This window comes from Candidatus Pedobacter colombiensis, assembly GCA_029202485.1.
GTDB lineage: Bacteria > Bacteroidota > Bacteroidia > Sphingobacteriales > Sphingobacteriaceae > Pedobacter > Pedobacter colombiensis.
In genome coordinates this window covers 1,418,048-1,438,291 of record CP119313.1, presented here as the reverse complement: position 1 = coordinate 1,438,291, position 20,244 = coordinate 1,418,048, and the positions used below count along the sequence as shown (strand labels likewise).

Here is a 20,244-nt window from a genome sequence, read left to right as displayed (position 1 = left end):
ATTTTCATATTTTGAATTCCAAAAATGGTAACGTTAATATACCTTACCCCTCTCTTAAATTTCTTTAATATCCAGCAATTTTATCCAGCCCCCATTGCCATTGGCCAACACAACCTTTGCCCAATCATTAACCTCTTCAAGAATAATCACTTTTGTGCCTTCATGTATAACAAATAAGGTTTTCTGCTGTCCATCAGGGCCGCTTTTGACATCAACAGCACCACTAAAAACGATACCTTGCTGATGGGCATTCAGATAATGCGATTGTACCCCAGACATGATCAAGAAGATCAACCCCAATGAAAGTACTATGATCCCTGCATAAAAAGCCATCTTTTTAGGCCAAACGGCAATCAAAAACAAGTAAGCAATCAGCAAAATAAAACCTGCAATAAAACATACTATCGTAAATACTGAAAGTGTACTTAGTGAAAAGAACAAAACAAAGCCCTTCCACCATTTGCTTAGAAAAAACTCGGGGATCTCTTCTATCTTATCCGTTATTTTAAGATTAGCCAACTGCAAATTCAACTTAATATCAGCATCACCAGGCGCCAATTTCAAGGCCTTTTCATAATTCAAAATTGCGGCAGGCATTTCGGCTAACTTATACTGAGCATTGCCCAGATTAAAATACACGTTTGCAGATTGATAACCCGCATCCAATGCCTCCTGGTAAACTGTGGCTGCCTCCGAAAACTGGTTTTTAGCATAAGCAGCATTTCCCCGTTTTAGCAAAGCTTCCGCATCAATCTCCTTTGCTGAGGTACATAAAGGCATAGCGAACAACAACAGCCATGCACATAAATTATATTTTAAAAAGTTACGCATTCCCTTCAATGTCATTAATGATACCTTTAGCTTTATCAAATACTTCCTGATCTGAAATTCCCGAAACAGGAGCATACCGCGCCATTTCACACAAATCCAATGTTTCTGTAAGTTGATTGATTAAGGGACTGGCAATCCCCGCAGCGGTCAGTTGCTCACTGATATTTTCCTTGTTCAATTCTGCGGCAGGAATATTAAACTTGTCGCTCAGATACTGATACAAGCCCTTATAAACATCCTGATAAAACAACTTTTTATCACCAGCCAGCAATTGTTTCTTTGCATTCGACAGATGTTTAGCAGCAACTTTATTGGCGTTTCTGCCCTTTACCTTCACCTGATCCCTGTTAAGCTCCCTGTATTCTTTACGATAAACAAAAGCAGCAATAAACAATAAAGGACCTAAACAAAGTAAAGCGTAATATACTGCCGATCCATAAAAAGAACTACCTTTTTTATGTAAACCTGATGTACCCGTCTTAATATAAGCGATGTCTTTTGCCAACATTTTGATGTCCTGCTGATTTCCAGAAGCGTAAGCCGTAACATTCGATCCCGGGGCACCTTTAGCTACCTTTAAATTAAAAGGTCCCGCAGTTAAAGTCACATATTTTTGAGTAGCAGGGTTAAAATAAGAGAACTTTAAAGGCTCAATGGTATAATTACCCTCGTGCCTTGGAATAAGCAAATAGCTAAACTCTCTACTCCCTGAAACACCACTCATACTTTCTGTAAGCTGATCTGTTATTTTCGGATCATACTTTTCCAGGTCAGCCGGAAAATTAACTGTTGGCGCTTTTAGCAGTTTCAAATTACCCGAACCTGTTATTTTAAGCGTATAATTAACAGCTTCATTTGCTTTAAGTGATGATTTATCGACTGCAGCACCAATTGCAAAAGTCCCAACAGCACCTTCAAAACCTTCAGGCTTACCGGCATCTGGCAACGCTTTTACATTAATGGTTACAGGAGCACTTTTCACTTTATATTTTACATCCTCATAAGAACCACCTCCAAAAAATTGCTCAATAGGATCATTGGATGGTACCGTTTTACGCACCACAAAGTTCATAATCAAAGGATCGAGTGTCAATTTTCCAAAACGCTCCGGGAATAAAATGATCTCTTTAAGTACAGCTACATGGTACCTAACACCATTATACACTTCTTCTTTCCACTCTACATTCTGGTTTCCATTTTTAATTTCCTGACTCCAGAATCCGTTAAAATCAGGCAATTTCTCCGGCTCATTACCTACGATCCCAATATTTGCATATAGCTTATAAGTAACTGCAATCTGTTCCCCCTGGTAAACATTCGTTTTATTGGCAATGGCTCGCAGAAACAATTGCTTCGAAATATCAGCTGAATTGCCACTAGCTACCCTATCGCCCTGACCACTTTGAGCCGACTGTCCCGACTGCTGAGGAACGGCCCTTCCTTTTGTAACCTTTATTTTTACACCATTAGATTTATAGGCCTTACCATTGATCAACATCGTTGCCGGTCCAATAGTATATTCACCTTCCTTTACACCAATCAGTATATAACCTACGGAGATACTTGCAGTGGTAGCTCCATTAACTGAACTGAAACTGGATGACTGATTGGGTCCGCCAACAACCTGAAACCCATTAAATGCAGGTGGATCAAATGATTCCGGATTTCCATTCGTTGAAAAGGTAATCTCAAACTGCTCACCGGTAGCCACCTGATTCGAACTTACTGATGCCGTAACCTTTGTCTGCCCTAAACCAATGGCAGACCATAAAAGTAATACTGACAATAAATAATATCTCATTTTCATTATATAAATAACCCCTTTACCAGTCTTTAACAATACGTCCCTTTACCCCTTTTGCTTTTTTGTTTTTCAACTTATCCTGGGTGTTTTTTTCTTCATTTTTTAAAGCCTCCAGCATCCTTTCAGCATCCTCTTTAGATAACTTATCAGGCTGTGGTTTCTGCCCCTGCTGATCTTTTTTATCCTGATCCTGCTTGTCTTTATCCTTTTGATCTTTATTCTGGTCCTTTTTATCCTGGTCTTTCTTATCCTTATCCTGTTTGTCTTTATCTTGTTTGTCCTTTTGATCCTTATTCTGATCCTTCTTATCCTGATCTTTCTTATCTTTATTTTTATCCTTATTGTTCTTATTCTGCTGTTGCTTCAGTTTTTCCTGAGCATATGCAAGGTTGTACCTGGTCTGGTCATCCTTAGGATTATTGATCAACGATTTTTTATACGCCTCAATACTCTCTTCCAGCTTTTTATTCTCCAACAAAGAATTACCCAAATTATGGTAAGCTTGTGCCTTTACTGCTTTGTTCTCTGATGAGGAAGCTATTTCCGTAAATTTTTGCGCTGCATTATCAAATTTTTTCTGCTTGTACAAAGCATCACCCAAATTAAAATTACCCGCTACAGATTGCTTTGTTTTTTCTACCGATTGGCGGTAACTAGCCTCAGCTTCTGCATATTTCTGTTGCTGATAAAGCTTATTGCCGTTATGAATGTACTTTTTTTCCTTCTGGGCAAAAACTACAGCTCCTTGTAATACGATATATATAATAATGATCAATTGCTTCATAACTACCTCACTTCAAACAAATTCAACTCAATAATTTTCAAATTCCTCCGATTAGAGATAAAAAACTCTAGCAACAACAGTAAAACAGCTAGTCCGAGGAAAAACTGAAACCTGTCTTCATAGTTTTTAAATGACTTACTATCGTAGGTTTTCTTTTCCATTTTATTTACCTGGTCCATTACGATGTTTAAGCCACTATTCGCATTACTAGCCCTTACATATACACCATTTCCAGCTGCTGAAATCTCTTTACACATTTCCTCATTCAGCTTACTAACTACGGTTTTTCCAGCTTCATCAGTATGAAAACCTACTGGCTTCCCATTTTTGTAAATAGGCACCGGTGCCCCCTCTGGCGATCCCAAACCAATCACATGGATGGCCACATCCTTAGCTCTTGCATGCTTGGCTGCTGTAACAGCATCATCCTCGTGATTTTCACCATCAGTCATCAAAATCATTGCCTTACTAGTTCCATTTACAAAATCAAACGACTTCATCCCCATATCAATGGCTGCCCCAATAGCAGTTCCCTGAGTGGGCACTATATCAGTAGTAATTTGGTTCAGGAACAACTTAGCTGCCGAATGATCGGTCGTAATCGGCAATTGCACATAAGCTTCTCCGGCAAAAATGATGATCCCTATTCGATCATTATGCAAATTATCAATGAGCTGTGAAATGGCTCTTTTAGCATTCTCCAATCGGTTTGGCGCTAAATCTCCTGCCAGCATACTGTTTGACACATCCAACAGAATCATCAAATCAGCACCATCTTTTTTCGCTTCTTCCATTTTAGTCCCTATCTGTGGATTGGCAATACCTACCACTAATGAAGCATAAGCCAACACATACAATACAAACTTTAGCCCCGGTCTGCTCAAAGAGACCTCAGGCATCATTCTCCTTACCGTATGCGGATCACCAAAAGCCAATAACGCTTTTCTTTTCCACCTTTGCACCCATAAAAAGATTAGGATCAGCAATGGAACTGCAGCTAAGCCCCATAAAAATTCTATATGTTCAAAACGTAACATCTGTTTAAGTTAAGGCTCCTTTAAAAATGGTATTTCTCAATAAAAACTCAGCTAGCAATAATACCAGCGCAATTAAGGTAAAAGGCAAAAAGCGTTCTGTCTTTTTATGATACTGGGTAACCGCAATCTTGGCCTTTTCCAGTTTATCAATTTGCTGATAAATCTGCTTGAGCTTTTCATTATTGGTAGCACGGAAATACTTCCCACCTGTAATGTTTGCAATTTTACTCAATACATCCTCATCAATCGTTACAGGCATCTTTTGATACTGGATTCCAAATGGAGTTTTTACCGGATACGGCGCATAACCTTTCGTACCTACGCCCACAGTGTAAACCCTAACCTTCATTTGTTTGGCAATTTCGGCTGCAGTTAATGGTGGAATAGAGCCTGTTGTATTCGATCCATCGGTCAGTAAAATTACCACCTTACTTTTGGCTTCACTATCTTTTAAGCGGTTCACCGCCGTTGACAGCCCCATTCCAATCGCCGTTCCATCCTCAATCATTCCATTGTTAACGTCTTTAAACAAGTTAATCAGTACATCATGATCAATGGTAAGCGGGCATTGCGTAAAACTCTCCCCACTAAAAATAACCAGACCAATACGATCTTCCGGACGATCTTTGATAAAATCAATTGCAATATTTTTACCAGCTTCCAAACGATTAGGTTTCAAATCTTCTGCTAGCATACTGCCTGAAATATCCGTGGCAATCATAATATCAATACCCTCGGTGGTCGAGTTTTGCCAGCTAAAAGCCGATTGAGGCCTTGCCAATGCAATAATCAAGGCAATTAATGCCCACACTCTTAAAACAACACTGTAATGCCTTAAAATGGTATAACTACTCTTTTTTCCTGATAAAAATCCTTTTAAAGCTGACATCCGCAAGCTCCCCTGAAGTTTGTTATTTCTCCAGATGTACCAGGCAATCATCAAAGGAATGATCATCAGGAGCCAGAAAAAGCCCTTATTGGCAAATTCAATTCCGCTAAACAGATTCATTATCGTTATTTTGTGCTTTGTTATCAGTCAGTGGAACAGCTGCAGCTTTAGTATTCGTTACAAAACTGATTGCATTTTCCATACTTTGTTCATTATCTGTGTTCAATGGTGTTGCTTTTGCAAACTTTACCAAATCGGCAAGCAACAGCATCTGCCTTAGCTTATTTGTATTTTGTTCTGAAATATTCAAGTGACGTAATCCGGAAAAGATCTCCTCAGAGGTTTGTTCCAATGCATTAATCTCATATCTTTTCTCCAGGTACTCCCTAATAATATCAGTCAATTCGATATGATATTGCTTTACCTGCCCCTGTTCCCATAATTTCTGGCTTTTCAAAGCATTCAGTTTATCCAATACAATAGTATGCAAAGGCACAGTTGGTTTAGGAAGTTCAACTTTAGCAGGCTTATTTTTACGCTTTTTAATAAAATACCAGATCAGCGCTACAACGACTAAAATACCCAATGCCGACAACATCACCAACTTCCAATTATCTCTAAGCCAGTCCATAAAAGAATAAGACACCGCTAGCGGCTCCTTAATATCATATATAGCCTTCGTTGTATCTACCTTTACCTCAGTAACCTCCAATGGTAATGCAGCCGTATTAAAACTACCCGACTTACTACCAAATGTATAAGCAGGGATCATATGCAACCCTGCATCAAAAGACGTAATCGTGTATTGCCTGCTTATGGTTTTTACAGCCGGGTTATTTTTATCAGAAATGGTATCTGTCTTACCCATTTCTACAATTTGTATTTTTGATGAAATGGTATCTGTCAGTACAGGAAAATCTACATGCCCATTAACAGGTAAATGAGCAATCAAATGCAGCTTGGTCTGATCGCCAAGCGCAATAGTGGTCTTGTCCAGCTTCGCCTCTACCTTAATATCCTGGGCTTTCCCCTGGAAAGTAAAACCGGTCAAAGCCAGCATTAAACACCAGCTAAAATTAAAATATTGTCTCATACCCTTATCTTCTGGCTTCTCTTTTCTTAAACAATGTCATTAACGGCTTGATATAGGATTGATGGGTACCGATCTTGGTAAAGTCTACTCCAGATTTTCTGAACATATCCTCCAGCTTTGCGTTTCTTTCCAACGCTGCCGCTTTAAAAGAATTGCGTACCTGTTTACTGCTTGTATTGATCCATTCTATTTCTCCACTTTCTTCATCTTTCACAGGAATCAATCCCAAATCCGGGAACTCTTCTTCGTGAATATCATATAACCTCAAAGCAATCAAATCGTGCTTACGGTTGGCAATTTTAAGCTCATTTTCAAAAGTACTGCTCATAAAATCTGAGATCAGAAAAGCTGTGCACCTTTTCTTAATGGCACTTGTAAAATATCTTAAGCCTTCGGCTACATTGGTACCCTTATTTTGTGGTTTAAAATCTATCAGTTCCCTAATGATCATCAGAATATGGCTTCTTCCTTTTTTTGGAGGAATGAACTTTTCCACCTTATCACTAAAAAAAAGCACGCCAACTTTATCGTTATTTTGTATTGCCGAAAAAGAAAGCACTGCACACAGTTCCGTAGCCAATTCTTGCTTCAACTGAACCTGTGTTCCGAAATTTTTAGAGCCACTCACATCCACCAGCAACATAACTGTCATCTCCCGCTCCTCATCAAACACTTTCACATAAGGATGATTAAAACGGGCAGTTACATTCCAGTCGATGGTACGAATCTCATCCCCTACCTGGTATTCTCTTACCTCACTGAAGGCCATACCACGACCTTTAAATGCCGATTGGTATTCGCCTGAGAAGATCTGATTGCTTAAACCACGGGTTTTAATCTCAATCTTCCTTACTTTTTTTAAGAGGTCTTTGGTATCCATAGTGCTAAGGAACTTCTACTGCATTTAGTATCCCTGTGATGATCGTCTCTGTATTGATATCTTCCGCTTCAGCCTCATAGGTAAGTCCAATACGGTGCCTCAATACATCATGGCATACAGCTCTAACATCTTCCGGAATCACATAACCTCTTCTTTTAATAAAAGCATATGCTTTAGCTGCAAGTGCAAGGTTAATACTCGCGCGTGGCGAAGCACCAAAGCTGATCAGATTCTTATAATCAGCTAACTTATAATCAGCCGGGAAACGGGTAGCAAAAACGATATCGATGATATATTGTTCAATTTTCTCATCCATATATACCTCTCTAACGATCTTCCTGGCCCTCAAAATATCATCTGTGTGAATAATAGTATTAGGCTTAGGCATCCCTTGGGGTGCAATGTTTGCCCTCATGATCCTTTTCTCGTCCTCCTTTTTAGGATAACCGATCACAATCTTCAACATAAACCTGTCAACCTGTGCTTCAGGCAATGGATAAGTCCCCTCCTGCTCAATTGGATTTTGTGTAGCCAGAACAAGGAAAGGCTTAGGCAATGGGAAAGTGTTATCACCAATGGTAACCTGGCGCTCTTGCATGGATTCCAATAAAGCACTCTGCACCTTAGCCGGTGCACGATTAATCTCATCAGCCAAAATGAAGTTAGAAAACAATGGACCTTTTCTAACAATAAATTCCTCTTTCTTCTGATTGTAGATCATTGTTCCCAGCAAATCCGCAGGTAAAAGATCTGGTGTAAATTGAATTCTGCTGAAACCAGCATCAATGGCTTTAGACAGCGTATTAATAGCAAGCGTTTTTGCAAGTCCCGGTACACCTTCCAGCAGAATGTGTCCATCGGCTAGCAAACCGATCATCAGGCGCTCTACCATATACCTTTGCCCAACAATTACCTTATCCATCTCCATAAAAAGGAGATCGATAAATGCACTTTCTTTTTGTATCATTTCATTCAGCGCACGGATATCAGTTCCATACGATGAATGCTCAGTAATATTAGTTACTTCTTCCATTTATACCCATTTTTTATTCGTTGCGAAAATTACGACAAACGTTAATTTTTTCACAATGTTTAAAGAGGGTATAATGTTAAAATATGTTAAAAAGGGAATTTAGCTTGATTTCTAGGGGTCTGGAATATTTTTTTTATTGTTCTCCTACCCTTTTACAGCCATAATTTCTTCATAAGCACCGTCCCAAAGTTCGATACGTTTTTTTAAGGATTCGATGGTTGCCGCTTCAGCTGCTTTCCAATATGACTCATTATCACCACAAAGTTCTGAAGTCATATCTAAAGCAAGGTGACTATGATGATCTCCGTCAACTTCAATATGTCTGTCCAGATAATATTTAAAAAGAGAAATTTGATCAGGGAATTTAGTGTTCAGGTCATTTACAATGGTTAGGAACATATTAGGAATCAGATCTTCTCTTCCAAATGTAAAAGTACTGGCCTGTAAATGCGCTTCACCACTATTGATGATTTTGAAGGTATAATCCACAAAACTTCTGGCTTCAGAAGGTGTATCTGAAAAGTTATAAGCTTGCTCAAAATCTCCTGTAGCTTTTAATTTATCTGTAAATCTTCCAATTTGAGTAGTATCGGCTCCGCATTGCTCCATTGCATCAAGGTACATTTCAAAATGACTTTTCTTATCACCATTTGCATCGACGTCCGACTCTTCACCTGCAACAATTTCATTGATTAGAGCCCGGGTAGTACCCGAACCAACAGGAAACCAGGGAACCTGTGTGCAAGTAAGGTTAATCTGCAAAGACTTTAACAGAGACATAAAATCCCAAACCGCATAAACATGATATTCCATAAAGATCCTCAGATCTTCCAGATCATTAATTACTGCGTAAACCTTATGGTTGATAATTTGAGCTCTAAGTGGAGCTATTGATGTTTGAATGCTTTCCAGAGGTCCGTTCATTGCCTTCCCGTTTTTATAATCGGATGCAAATGTAAAAGGAAATTTTGGTTGACTCTTCAAGGACTGGTAAAAATTACTTTTTCAGTGCAAAATTTCCTTGATGTCGCTATAACTTTAAATCCATCAATTCAAATCATTATTTCAAACAAACCAAACAAACGATATAATATTCTTAATTCACAATCATTAATAATACTAAATTTCATAAATCGTATTTTTGCAGTACAAAACAACCAAGCAATGAATACAAATTCCTTATCAACAAGCGAAAACCAAATATTAGAAAAATTACTGGAAGAAGTAAAAACGAATACCGATTACTTCATGGGCTATCCTGTGTCTAAAGATTTTAACTATAGCGAGCTAATGCCCTTTATGGAATACCCTATGAATAACCTGGGTGATCCTTTTGTCCCATCAACCTATGCTGTAGGTTCACGTGAAATTGAAAAAGAAGTCGTACAATTTTTTGCCGAACTATTTAGAGCAGAAGCAAATGATTGGTGGGGTTATGTAACTAACGGCGGTTCGGAAGGTAATCTTTATGGATTATATCTGGCTAGAGAACTTCACCCTAAAGGGATGGTATACTACTCTGAAGCCACACATTATAGCGTACAAAAGAATTTGCACCTTTTAAACATGTCTAACATTGTAATTAGCACTCAGGACAATGGAGAAATTGATTACGAAGACCTGGAAAACACCATTCGTATGAACAGGCATATGCCTGTGATCATTATGGCCAATATAGGCACAACCATGACTGAAGCTCGTGATGACATCAGCAAAATCAAACTGATCTTAAAAAAACTGGCCATCAAACATTATTACATCCATGCCGACGGTGCCCTAAGCGGCAGTTACAGTGCTTTAATAGAACCCCGGCCCGCCTTTGATTTTGCCGATGGTGCTGATAGCATTGCCATAAGTGGCCACAAGTTTATCGGATCTCCAATGCCCTGCGGAGTAGTAGTAGCAAAAAAATCAAATCGGGATAGAATTGCACGCTCTGTAGCTTACATAGGAAGTATGGACACCACCATTTCTGGCTCCCGAAATGGACATAGCCCACTCTTCCTATGGTACACCATAAAAAAACTAGGCATATCTGGTCTAAAAGAACGTGCCTGTCATTGCCTTGAAACAGCCAGTTACGCAGAACAAAAACTTAAAGAAATAGGCATCCCGGCTTGGAGAAATACAAATGCCATTACTGTAAACTTCCCTGAGCCTGACTTAAAAATCAGACAAAAATGGCAGCTCGCTGCCGAAAGTGGCTGGTCGCACATCATCTGCATGCCCAACGTCACCAAATCACAAATTGATCAGTTGATAGAAGAAATTATCACTTTAAAAGTACCTGCGTAAATACTGGAGTAAACCAAATCCTAATTCATCCGACAACCATAACAAATCAGGCGCCCTAAAGTAAAGCGCCCAATTAAAAAAAATCACCTTCTCCGTAAAGGCCTAGGAAATTTGCCTTCTTCAGGCAAAGATTCCAGCCTTCGAGGAGAACGGTTATTTTTTACCCTTACTAAATAGTGACTTAATCTTTTTCGAATTCTTATCAGCAACCAAATACATACAAGGAACCAAAATAAGTGTTAAGAAAGTGGCAAAACTTAACCCGAATATGATTGTCCACGATAAAGGGCCCCAGAATGCAACGTTATCTCCGCCAAAATAAATATGCGGATGGAACTCAGTGAACATGGTCACAAAGTCTATATTTAAGCCAACGGCCAAAGGTATCAATCCGAGCATAGTCGCTGTTGCGGTCAGCAATACCGGTGTCATCCTGGTACGACCAGCTTCAATAACAGCCTCCCTTACCTCCATACCCTGACTCACCATCAGATCCGCAAATTCGACCAGTAATATCCCATTACGTACCACAATCCCAGCGAGCGCAACAATTCCCAACCCAGTCATTACGATAGACAATTCCATACGGAAGATGGTTATCCCAAGTAAAACCCCAATTACGCTAAACAAGATTTCACTCAAAATAACAATAGGTTTACTGATAGAATTAAACTGCAATACCAGGATAATTAAAATGATAAACAATGCACTCACCAATGCAGTACCTAAAAACGCAGCCGTTTCCATTTGCTCCTCTTGCTCACCAGCCATCTTTATCACTACCCCGTCAGGAGCCTTAAACTCGTTGATCTCGCTTTGAATATTAGCAACCACCTCATTGGCATTATACTCTGACAATACATTGGAAGAAAGAATAATGATCCTTTTCTGCTGCTTACGCTTAATGCCACCATAAGTATTCACATAGTTAATATCGGCAAAAGCAGATATTGGCACTTGTCTGATGACCCCATTCATTCCCATATCCCGAAAGGTAATCTTCATATTTCTTAAGGCTTCCAGATTGTTCCTTTGATCTTCCTTTGCCCGCACATTAATTTCATAATCATCATTGACGTCCCGGAACTTTGAGATCTCATAACCATACAATGCAGCTCTTAAAGAATTACCAATGTCTTGTGTCGAAACGCCCTCACGATTGGCTCTCTCTCTATTTATATTAAAAATAATCTCAGGTTTATTATTCTGAAAGTCAGTTTTCAGTTCCTCTACCCCAGCAACCTGCTTACTATCCAAAAATTTCTTCAATCTTTCAGACGTTACAGCAATAGAATCCAAATTATCACCGGTAATTTCAATACTAATCGGTTTTGCCGTTGGCGGTCCCCCCTGCTCCTGAGCAACGGTAATTTCTGCTCCGGGTATCCCCTTCACAGCCTGACGAATCTTATCAAGATAATTAATAGTACGTTCACCTTTACGTTTACCATAAGCCACAAAAGCAACGGTAACCTTACCCTTATTGGTGTATTCACCTTGATCTTCACCCTGAGGGTCAGTAACACCAACCGTAACATTGGAAATAATGGAGGAGACATCTGGATTATTACGACCTACAACCTTCGTTACTTTCTCTTCAACCTTTTCTACCACCTTACTGGTATAAGCCTGATCGGTACCCACAGGCAACTCAATGTAAACGTATGCAAAGTTAGGGTCAGCAGCAGGGAAAAATACAATTCTTGGTGGCACTACCCCAACAAGTAACAAGGCAAAGAAAAACAACCCTACGGTACTCCAAATCATAGTACGTGGGCGTTTTAAGGCCCACACCAACAAACTGTGGTAATTATTTACCGCCTTAGGCCAGGTCACTTCCTGAAATTTCTTGATCACTCCGCTAAGAAAAAAATGATTCAATAAATAGAGCAAGGCAAGGAATACCACAAAATTACCTAAGCCAAAGTTAACCAGGTAACATAGTATAGCAATTATTGTAAAAACCAATAGCGTTCGCTTAACTGCCTTGTTAAAAGCAGGACGACTACCTTCATCATCATGATGAGGTTTCATAAAATCAACGGCAAAGACCGGATTAATGATATATGCCACAATAAGCGAAGCCGATAAAGTAACAATTAGTGTTACAGGCAGGAAATACATAAACTCACCAATAATTCCAGGCCAGAACAATAAAGGGAAGAAAGGAGCTAATGTGGTTAAAGTACCCGACAACACCGGTAAAAACACTTCTCCGGTAGCTGTTTTAGCAGCCTTAACAATAGGAACCTTACCATTATCAAAAATACGGTGCGTATTCTCGATCACCACAATCGCATCATCCACCACAATCCCCAACCCCAGCAAGAAAGAGAACAATACCATCATGTTCATGGTAAAGTTAAAATGGAATAACCCTCCCAACACAGGCATGGAAAGAAAAGCGATAAACATAGACAGCGGTACAGACATTGCTACAAATAACGCATTGGTTACCCCCATAAAAAACATCAGGATCAATGTTACCAGGATAAAACCAATAATGATGGTATTGATCAGATCATGAAGCGTAATACGAGTCTGATCACTTTGATCACCCGTGATGGTAATGTTCAATTTTTCAGGAATCACCTTACCCTTCATTTCCTTCAATAGTGCGTTGATCTTATCGGAAGCCTCAATCAGATTTTCTCCACTCCGTTTCCTCACATTTAACGTAATCACATTTTTCCCATATAGCCGGGCATAGCTATTTTGCTCCTTAAACGAGTCCTTTACCTCTGCAATATCCTTTAAATAAACAGCGCCCCCTGTAGGTGTTTTAACAATAAGATTACCAATCTCTTCGGCATCTTTAAACTCCTTTTTAACATTTAAAGTTCGCAGCATCCCATCCATCTTTACCGAACCGCCAGATATGGTTTTATTTTCTTTACTTACAGCCTGAGCAATATCATTAAATGAGAGACGTGCTGCCTCCATCTTACGTAAATCAACATTGATCTGTATTTCAGGCTCCAGAGCGCCCACAATATCCACTCCGGCAATCTCTTTCAGGCCCTCAACCCGATCTTGAATATCATCAGCATACTCCTTTAATTTCTTCAGGTCATAATCTCCCGAAATATTGATATACATAATTGGCAGATCTGAGAGATTGATATCCATAATCACCGGATCAGCAGGTAAATCAGTTGGAAGATCTGTTCTGGCCTTATCTACCGCGTCCTTTACCCGCTGTTTTGCATCTTTTATATCTACCCCTGTATTAAACTCGGCAGTAATGAAAGAGAAATCCTGATACGAATTGGAAGTGATCTTTTTCAATCCTAATGTACCCCTTATCTGCTTTTCCAGTTGCTTGGTAACCAGGTTCTCTATATTTGCAGGAGAAGTACCCGGATAAACTGTTTGCACAAATATCTTTGGGATGATAACCTCCGGAAAATTCTCTTTTGGCAGACTATTGTAGGAAAAATAACCGGCGATCATCAGCAAACACGTAAATACGTATATAGCCGTTCTGTTATCTATCGCCCAACTGGACGGTCGAAATTCTTTATTAATATCCTTCATATTATTTTATGAATAATCAATTTATAACTTAACCGAATCCCCATCGTTCAGCCCCTGAAAACCTGTGACAATCACCTTATCACCCACTTTTAAACCTGATAAAACTTCTGCTTTACCATCCGACACCTTTCCTGTCTTAATATTTACCTTTTTGGCTTTCCCATCCACAGCCGTATAAACATATTCACTGCTTTCCGATTTTTGTATCGCATTTATTGGAACCACGAGCGCCTTATCATTGCTATAATCTATAATTTTTAATATGGCCACCATATTGGGACGATAATTCTTATTTGAAGGTAATTTCACCTCCACATTAAACCCTCTCGAAACAGGATCAATCACCTTAGCCGCAAAAGAAACCCTCGCATTCAACGTCTCCGGTACATCCGGTAAAGAAATAGTAACCTCATCTCCCTGATTTACCTTTCCACCATAATTTTCAGAAACAAGGGCCTTTACCTTAAGTTTATCAGCATTTACCACCCTTATTCCAATTGGTGTTCCGGGAGCTACAGATTGTCCCAGCTTCATATCCATCGCATCTACCGTCCCGGAAACCGGGCTTTTGATCTTACTCATCGATGCCTGCGATTTTAGCCCTGCGAGTTGTTTTTCTAACCCTTCTTTCTGGCTCTTTGCCGTTAAATATTGAACCTCAGTCCCAATCTTTTGGTCCCATAGATTTTTCTGGCGGTTAAAAACAGTGGTAGCCAGATCCAGTTGAGTTTGCAGCTGAGCAACACTTTGTTTCAGTACTTTATCATCCAATTGTGCCAATACTTGTCCTTTACTTACATGTTGCCCGGCTTTCACATAAATCCCAATTACTGTCCCTGGTACTTCAGGCATAATATCTACATTATCTTCAGCATCAACTTTCCCTTGTACTTCCACATAATTTCGGAAATGCGTTTCTGCCAGTTCCGTTACAGCCACATCTTTAAAATCATCTTTCTTTTTATTCTGGCCTAATTCCGACTCCAGCTTTTCTATTTTCCCATTCAGCACTGTCTGCTCCTTTTTAAGCTTTTCTAATGCTGCTTTTTTATCCTTTGGATTATCTGATGAACAGGAAGCAAAAAAAAGGGCCAGTGCGACTGTATATAATGGTGTTTTCATCGTTATGGGGTATTTTGAGGTTAATAATTGATTCTTCCTGTAGCCTTATCCAGATCCACCTTATTAATCAGCAGATCATATAATGCTTTGATGTAATTGTTTTGAGCTTCTTTTAAAGACGTTTCAGCGGTGGTTACTTCCAGACTAGAACCGACCCCTTGTTCATACTTAATGCGGGAAACCCTAAGTATTTCGGCTGACAGGCTAAGATTTCTTTGTTGATTTTCGACCGAACGCAAGCTACTGAGATAAGCTTTCTGTCCATTTGAAATCTCAAGCGTAATGCCATTCTTTAAGTTAACCATATCATTTTCAGACTTCTGAACCGCTAGTTTAGCATTGCGAACCTGATAAATACGCTGTCCGCCATTAATAATATTCCAGGAAAGCGTAAGCCCAATTACAGAAGTTGGAAAGCTCTGATCGAAATGTGTAGGTAAATTATCTGATTGAAAATTTTTAGAGGCACTGGCAAATCCTGACAATGTGGGCAGGAACATACTTTTTTGCCGTTTTAAATCCAATTCATTTAATTTTTTTTGGGTTTCCAGCAAAGAGTACTCTATCCTCCCTCTGTATGATGTTGTATCAGTAGTTTGTAAAACTACGGGCTCTGCCCTTACATCACTGATCTTATCAGTAAGTGCAAGGTTAGCTTGTATTGGCATTCCCATTTGGAATTTAAGTAAATCTACATTAATAGCAAATAACTGAACCACATTCTCCCTGTCGGTTTCTAAATTATTTTTTAAAACCTGAAGTCTATCCACATCAATCTTTTCAGAAAAGCCATTCTTAAACATCGCCTCTGTATCATTTAAAGATTTTGTGAGCTGTGCAAGGTTCGCATCAATTAAACTCAGTTGCTCCTTACTCACCAATGCGGAATAATAGGCTTTAGTTACGGCGACAACTGTTTCTATCTTTGTTCGCTTACTATTTCTAACCGACAGCTCCTTATAGGTTTTTGTAGCTTGTAACCCAACAATATACCCTCCATCAAATATCAACTGACTTAACTGAATATTTGCTGTAGAATTATACTTTGTACCAAACTTAACAGGAATAGGCGTATTGGAAGGTGGAGAAGCGAATTCACCAGGCAGTAGTGTTGTTGGCAATTTCAGGAAGTCCTGAAAGCTAAAAGAGCTGGACACCTGTGGCAAACCAATACCAACGGTTTGTTTTATCGTATTACGAGCAATCTCCTCATCAACGGTGGCATTCAGAACTGCTGTTTGGTGTCTTAAAGCAAAATCAATCGCTGATTTCAGGCTAAATTTGTAATTTAAGGAGTCAACTCCCTGAGCTTTAACTATAACGTTTATAGAAAGCAGCATCATAATCAAATAAATTTTAGGTATCGTAGCCATCATAAATATTAATTACTTTCAGTAAAAATAATATAATAATCATACAACTTCATTTCCTTTCATTATTTTTACTACCAAAAAAAACAAAGTGCTCCATTTATTTAGATATAGAATTCCAAAAAAGTATTCCGATGAATTTAAGGATACTTATAGTTACATCAATACCCGGCAGGTAACCATCCTGGGAACGTTTTTACTTATCATTGCCCTTGGGGTAAGAACAACCTCAATATTTTATCATGACGAGCTGGAATCCATGCCTAATCTGGGCCTATATAACGCCCTAAACTGGGTTCAAACCTTAGGTGCCTCCCTATTCATACTTCTTAGTAGCCTCGCTTTAAAGTCCTCACGTTGGAAAACAACCGGCAGAGAAACACTGGTTATCATATTTTGTATATTTCTCTTAACTACATCTTTTACGGTAAGTTATCTTTTCTCTCTATTTAATCCAAAAAACACATTGACCATATTCCTTACAGGAATAGTTGCAGTTAGTGTTTTCTTCGCGCTTGAACTTAAACAAATCATTACCATTTCTATTTACATTGTAATTTTGTTTATAGCCGCTATGGTCATACCAAACATCAGTAACCTGCAAAAACTACTTAATGTAATCATGTCCGGCGTACTGGCTTTTTTTCTTTACGCCTGTTCCAGATATAGCTATTACTTTAAAGCCGAACAGTTTGTAAAGGTCAAGCAACTAGAAGAAAAAAATATGGAAGTTCAACTCCTTAATCATCAAAAAGGAGAAATTCTTGGATTTGTAGCTCATGACCTAAGAAACCCGCTCAATAATATCGAAGCACTAACCCAAATTGCTTTAGAAGAGGAATCTAATAAAAACAGCATGGAAATGCAGCTTATTCTTACATCAACACGCCAGGCAAAAAACATCATCAACGATCTGATTGAAGTAGCTCAAAATGAAAAAGCGCCATTCCAGCTTCAAACTACAAATATGATCGCTTTTATGAATAGTATTTGTGACAATTGGCAAAAAAATCTGAACAAGGAAAGAGTTATAAATTTTAAACCCGACGAACCGGCAGTTACTGCCGCAGTTAACCCATCTAAACTGACCAGGGTTATAGATAACCTTATTGGAAACGGACTAAAATTTTCCAAACCGGAAACCCCTATCAATATCGAACTTTCTAAATCAGATGACACATGTATCATCCGGATTACAGATTTTGGGATCGGTATCCCTGATAACCTACAGAAAATACTTTTTGATCAGTTCTCTAAAGCAGGACGACCAGGGCTTAAAGGCGAAAAGTCAATAGGTTTAGGATTACATATATCCAGGCAGATTATAGAGCGACATGGAGGATCGATAACCGTAAACAGCAAAGAAAATGAGGGCACTACTTTTCAAATTACTATACCATTAATAGCCGCTTAATTCAAATTAAACTTCTCATTAGTAATCTTTACTACATTAGAAGTAAATACAATCCCCACGATCAAAATACCAATAACAATGGCCAAAACTACCTGAAAGGTAGAATACAGCTTATTACCAGATACCATAAAAGCTGAATCTTTAATCAATTCTTCCCCTATTTGCTTCTGAATACTCATCAGCTCTGATAATTTCTTTATAGTTTTGTTTGATGAGTCCCTTCCCTCATTACTGTAGAGCTTTCTGGCTTCTCCAATACCCTGTGTAGTCGCTATAGATAACATTTTGTTTTCCACACCTACTGTACTTTCAAGGTCTTTTTTAAGTTCCTCCAACTGTTCCTTTTCCTGCTTTACCAGAAAGGTTTTACTATACTTATCAATCAAAGAATCAATTGAAACGTTCAGCTTCCCGAGTTGCGCCTTCAAACTTGCAGCATCAAAAAGCTGATCAGGCCCATATAAAGCATCTTCAAACAGAGATTTTTTTAAATAAGCATTCTCTGCCACATAAAACAAATCAGTGGCAGGAATAAGCCTGTCATTGTACATGGATACAAATGACTCATTCATGCTCTTTACACTTTTATCCTCCAAAAAACGAATCAATAAGGTACAGGCCATAATGCAGAATAACAACACTGCGATCTTCATTTTTTGTTTAATAGAATATGCAAATCTCATAATTACGCTTTTTAATATTTAAAATTCATCCTCGGCCGTAGCTAAAAACAGATTAGGTGCAAAATTTACTAAAAATAATTCTCTTTTCGCTCTCGTCACCCCAGTATATAGCCATCTTAAAAAGTCCATGTCTACCATTTCATCCGTTAAATAACCCTGATCTACAAAAACAGCATCCCATTGCCCACCTTGCGCTTTATGACAGGTTACCGCATAAGCGAACTTAATTTGCAGCGCATTATAATAAGGATCTTCTTTAATTGCATTAAATCTTTCCCGCTTATTTTTTATATGCTCATAATCAATATTCAACTGTTCAAATAGTTTAGTTCCTTGTTCATGCGATAAATTTGGCGCATCTATTGTAAGCGTATCCAGCATCACCTTACAGGTAACCAGTCCTACATCCGGAAAATCCATAAATTCCAACTGTACTTCCGAAAAACGAAAGCCGTACCGTTCTTCCGTATTCCTTACTCTTACAATTTTAGCCATATCGCCATTAGCAATAAAAGCGGCCGACTCATTTTCGGGCAGCCAAAAATAATTGTTCTTCACCACCATAATCTGGTCGCCACCCGTAAGCTCTTCCTCACGATAAAGCAACCTGGCTCTGATCTGCTGATTATATACATTGGCCGATTTATTAGATCTGCAAACAACCAATGAGTTTTCAATGCCAAACTTACCATAAGCATATTCTAGCCCTTCAACCAGCTTTAGGCCTGTCATCCTAAAGATATCTTTATAGTTTTTGGTTATAAATTTCGGTAAAATCATTTTTGCATCGCTTTTCGCTTCCAAATCATTAATCAGCTTGCGCAGCATGGTTGCATTGGCCAATATTCCTGATTTCTTTTCCTGTCGCACTACCTCTTTCAGTTCAACTGTTTTAACCTGTATACCAAAATTTGATGCGACGTATGCTGCATTTAAAGCCGGACTATCAATACTCCCAACCGGCGGCAATTGTGCCGTATCACCCACAAATAATGCAGCACAATTTTTCCCATTATACACAAATTCCATTAAATCCTTTAAAAAGGATGACCCAGTATGCGTAATCCATTCATCGGCAATCATCGATGCCTCATCAATGATAAAAAGTGTATGTTCCGCCAGGTTAGGTGCCAACTGAAACGACAAATCAGTTGAAACCGCCGATCGTTTTCTATATATTTTTTTATGAATGGTTAGGGCCTTTTTACCGGTATAATTGCTCATCACCTTCGCCGCCCTTCCTGTTGGCGCCATTAATACCGAACGGATTTTAAATTTTGTTAAAGCCTTTACCAGGGCTCCTACAGAAGTAGTTTTCCCCGTCCCTGCGTACCCTCTCAATATAAAACACTGATTATCCAACTCATGTGATAAAAAAGAAGCCATTTCTTTACAAAAAAAAAGCTGTTCGGCAGTCGGAGTAAATTCGTAAGATTGGGCAATAATTGCTGCTTTATCCATTTAACAAATAT

At 38.8% G+C, this 20,244-nt stretch carries 16 protein-coding genes; 2 read left to right on the top strand and 14 right to left on the bottom strand.

The genetic code is table 11. The annotated features are described in order from the left end of the window. Positions 1 to 54: 54 nt before the first annotated feature. From P0Y49_05900 to P0Y49_05860, 9 genes are all read right to left on the bottom strand, one after another. The gene (locus P0Y49_05900) at positions 55 to 846 is read right to left on the bottom strand and encodes a tetratricopeptide repeat protein (protein ID WEK20670.1); all 792 of its coding nucleotides are present in this window, start codon (positions 844 to 846) and stop codon (positions 55 to 57) included. Beyond that, complete coding sequence (locus P0Y49_05895; protein WEK20669.1) at positions 824 to 2,632, bottom strand: BatD family protein; 1,809 nt, start codon at positions 2,630 to 2,632, stop codon at positions 824 to 826. Before P0Y49_05895 ends, P0Y49_05900 begins: the two co-directional genes overlap by 23 nt. A gap of 22 nt (positions 2,633 to 2,654) precedes the next feature. Next, positions 2,655 to 3,419: a tetratricopeptide repeat protein gene (locus tag P0Y49_05890; GenBank protein ID WEK20668.1), complete on the bottom strand. Its 765-nt coding sequence runs from the start codon at positions 3,417 to 3,419 to the stop codon at positions 2,655 to 2,657. A gap of 2 nt (positions 3,420 to 3,421) precedes the next feature. Further along, on the bottom strand, positions 3,422 to 4,456 hold the full coding sequence (locus P0Y49_05885) for a VWA domain-containing protein (protein WEK20667.1): 1,035 nt from the start codon (positions 4,454 to 4,456) through the stop codon (positions 3,422 to 3,424). Between the two features lie 4 nt (positions 4,457 to 4,460). Then, a complete protein-coding gene (locus tag P0Y49_05880) occupies positions 4,461 to 5,465 on the bottom strand; it encodes a VWA domain-containing protein (GenBank protein WEK20666.1) in 1,005 nt (334 codons plus the stop codon). Continuing rightward, entirely contained in the window at positions 5,452 to 6,438 is a 987-nt protein-coding gene (locus P0Y49_05875; GenBank protein WEK20665.1) for a hypothetical protein, read from the bottom strand. The genes P0Y49_05880 and P0Y49_05875 overlap by 14 nt, the downstream gene beginning before the upstream one ends. A 4-nt stretch (positions 6,439 to 6,442) precedes the next feature. Next, a complete protein-coding gene (locus P0Y49_05870; protein WEK20664.1) occupies positions 6,443 to 7,318 on the bottom strand; it encodes a DUF58 domain-containing protein in 876 nt (291 codons plus the stop codon). Positions 7,319 to 7,322: 4 nt separating this feature from the next. Continuing rightward, complete coding sequence (locus P0Y49_05865) at positions 7,323 to 8,351, bottom strand: MoxR family ATPase (GenBank protein WEK20663.1); 1,029 nt, start codon at positions 8,349 to 8,351, stop codon at positions 7,323 to 7,325. 144 nt (positions 8,352 to 8,495) lie between these two features. Next, positions 8,496 to 9,275, bottom strand: a complete 780-nt coding sequence (locus tag P0Y49_05860; GenBank protein ID WEK20662.1) for a DUF3050 domain-containing protein — start codon at positions 9,273 to 9,275, stop codon at positions 8,496 to 8,498. Between the two features lie 240 nt (positions 9,276 to 9,515). On the opposite strand from P0Y49_05860, the gene P0Y49_05855 reads away from it, so the two are divergent. After that, positions 9,516 to 10,646, top strand: a complete 1,131-nt coding sequence (locus tag P0Y49_05855) for a histidine decarboxylase (GenBank protein ID WEK20661.1) — start codon at positions 9,516 to 9,518, stop codon at positions 10,644 to 10,646. Between the two features lie 153 nt (positions 10,647 to 10,799). Here P0Y49_05855 and P0Y49_05850 read toward each other — a convergent pair whose 3' ends face one another. From P0Y49_05850 to P0Y49_05840, 3 genes are read right to left on the bottom strand one after another with little or no spacing between them, the layout of a single operon-like run. Next, on the bottom strand, positions 10,800 to 14,183 hold the full coding sequence (locus P0Y49_05850) for an efflux RND transporter permease subunit (protein ID WEK20660.1): 3,384 nt from the start codon (positions 14,181 to 14,183) through the stop codon (positions 10,800 to 10,802). A 21-nt stretch (positions 14,184 to 14,204) separates the two neighbouring features. Beyond that, positions 14,205 to 15,305, bottom strand: coding sequence for an efflux RND transporter periplasmic adaptor subunit (locus P0Y49_05845; protein ID WEK20659.1), 1,101 nt, complete (start codon positions 15,303 to 15,305; stop codon positions 14,205 to 14,207). 20 nt (positions 15,306 to 15,325) lie between these two features. Continuing rightward, positions 15,326 to 16,681 (bottom strand): TolC family protein, encoded by a 1,356-nt coding sequence (locus tag P0Y49_05840; protein ID WEK20658.1) that lies wholly within the window; start codon positions 16,679 to 16,681, stop codon positions 15,326 to 15,328. An 85-nt stretch (positions 16,682 to 16,766) separates the two neighbouring features. Between P0Y49_05840 and P0Y49_05835 the strand changes: the two genes are divergently transcribed. After that, positions 16,767 to 18,089: a HAMP domain-containing sensor histidine kinase gene (locus tag P0Y49_05835; protein WEK20657.1), complete on the top strand. Its 1,323-nt coding sequence runs from the start codon at positions 16,767 to 16,769 to the stop codon at positions 18,087 to 18,089. Here the strand turns inward: P0Y49_05835 and P0Y49_05830 are convergent. Then, entirely contained in the window at positions 18,086 to 18,772 is a 687-nt protein-coding gene (locus P0Y49_05830; protein WEK20656.1) for an MCP four helix bundle domain-containing protein, read from the bottom strand. The genes P0Y49_05835 and P0Y49_05830 overlap by 4 nt on opposite strands. Before the next feature lie 18 nt (positions 18,773 to 18,790). Beyond that, positions 18,791 to 20,233: an AAA family ATPase gene (locus tag P0Y49_05825; GenBank protein WEK20655.1), complete on the bottom strand. Its 1,443-nt coding sequence runs from the start codon at positions 20,231 to 20,233 to the stop codon at positions 18,791 to 18,793. Positions 20,234 to 20,244 lie beyond the last annotated feature (11 nt).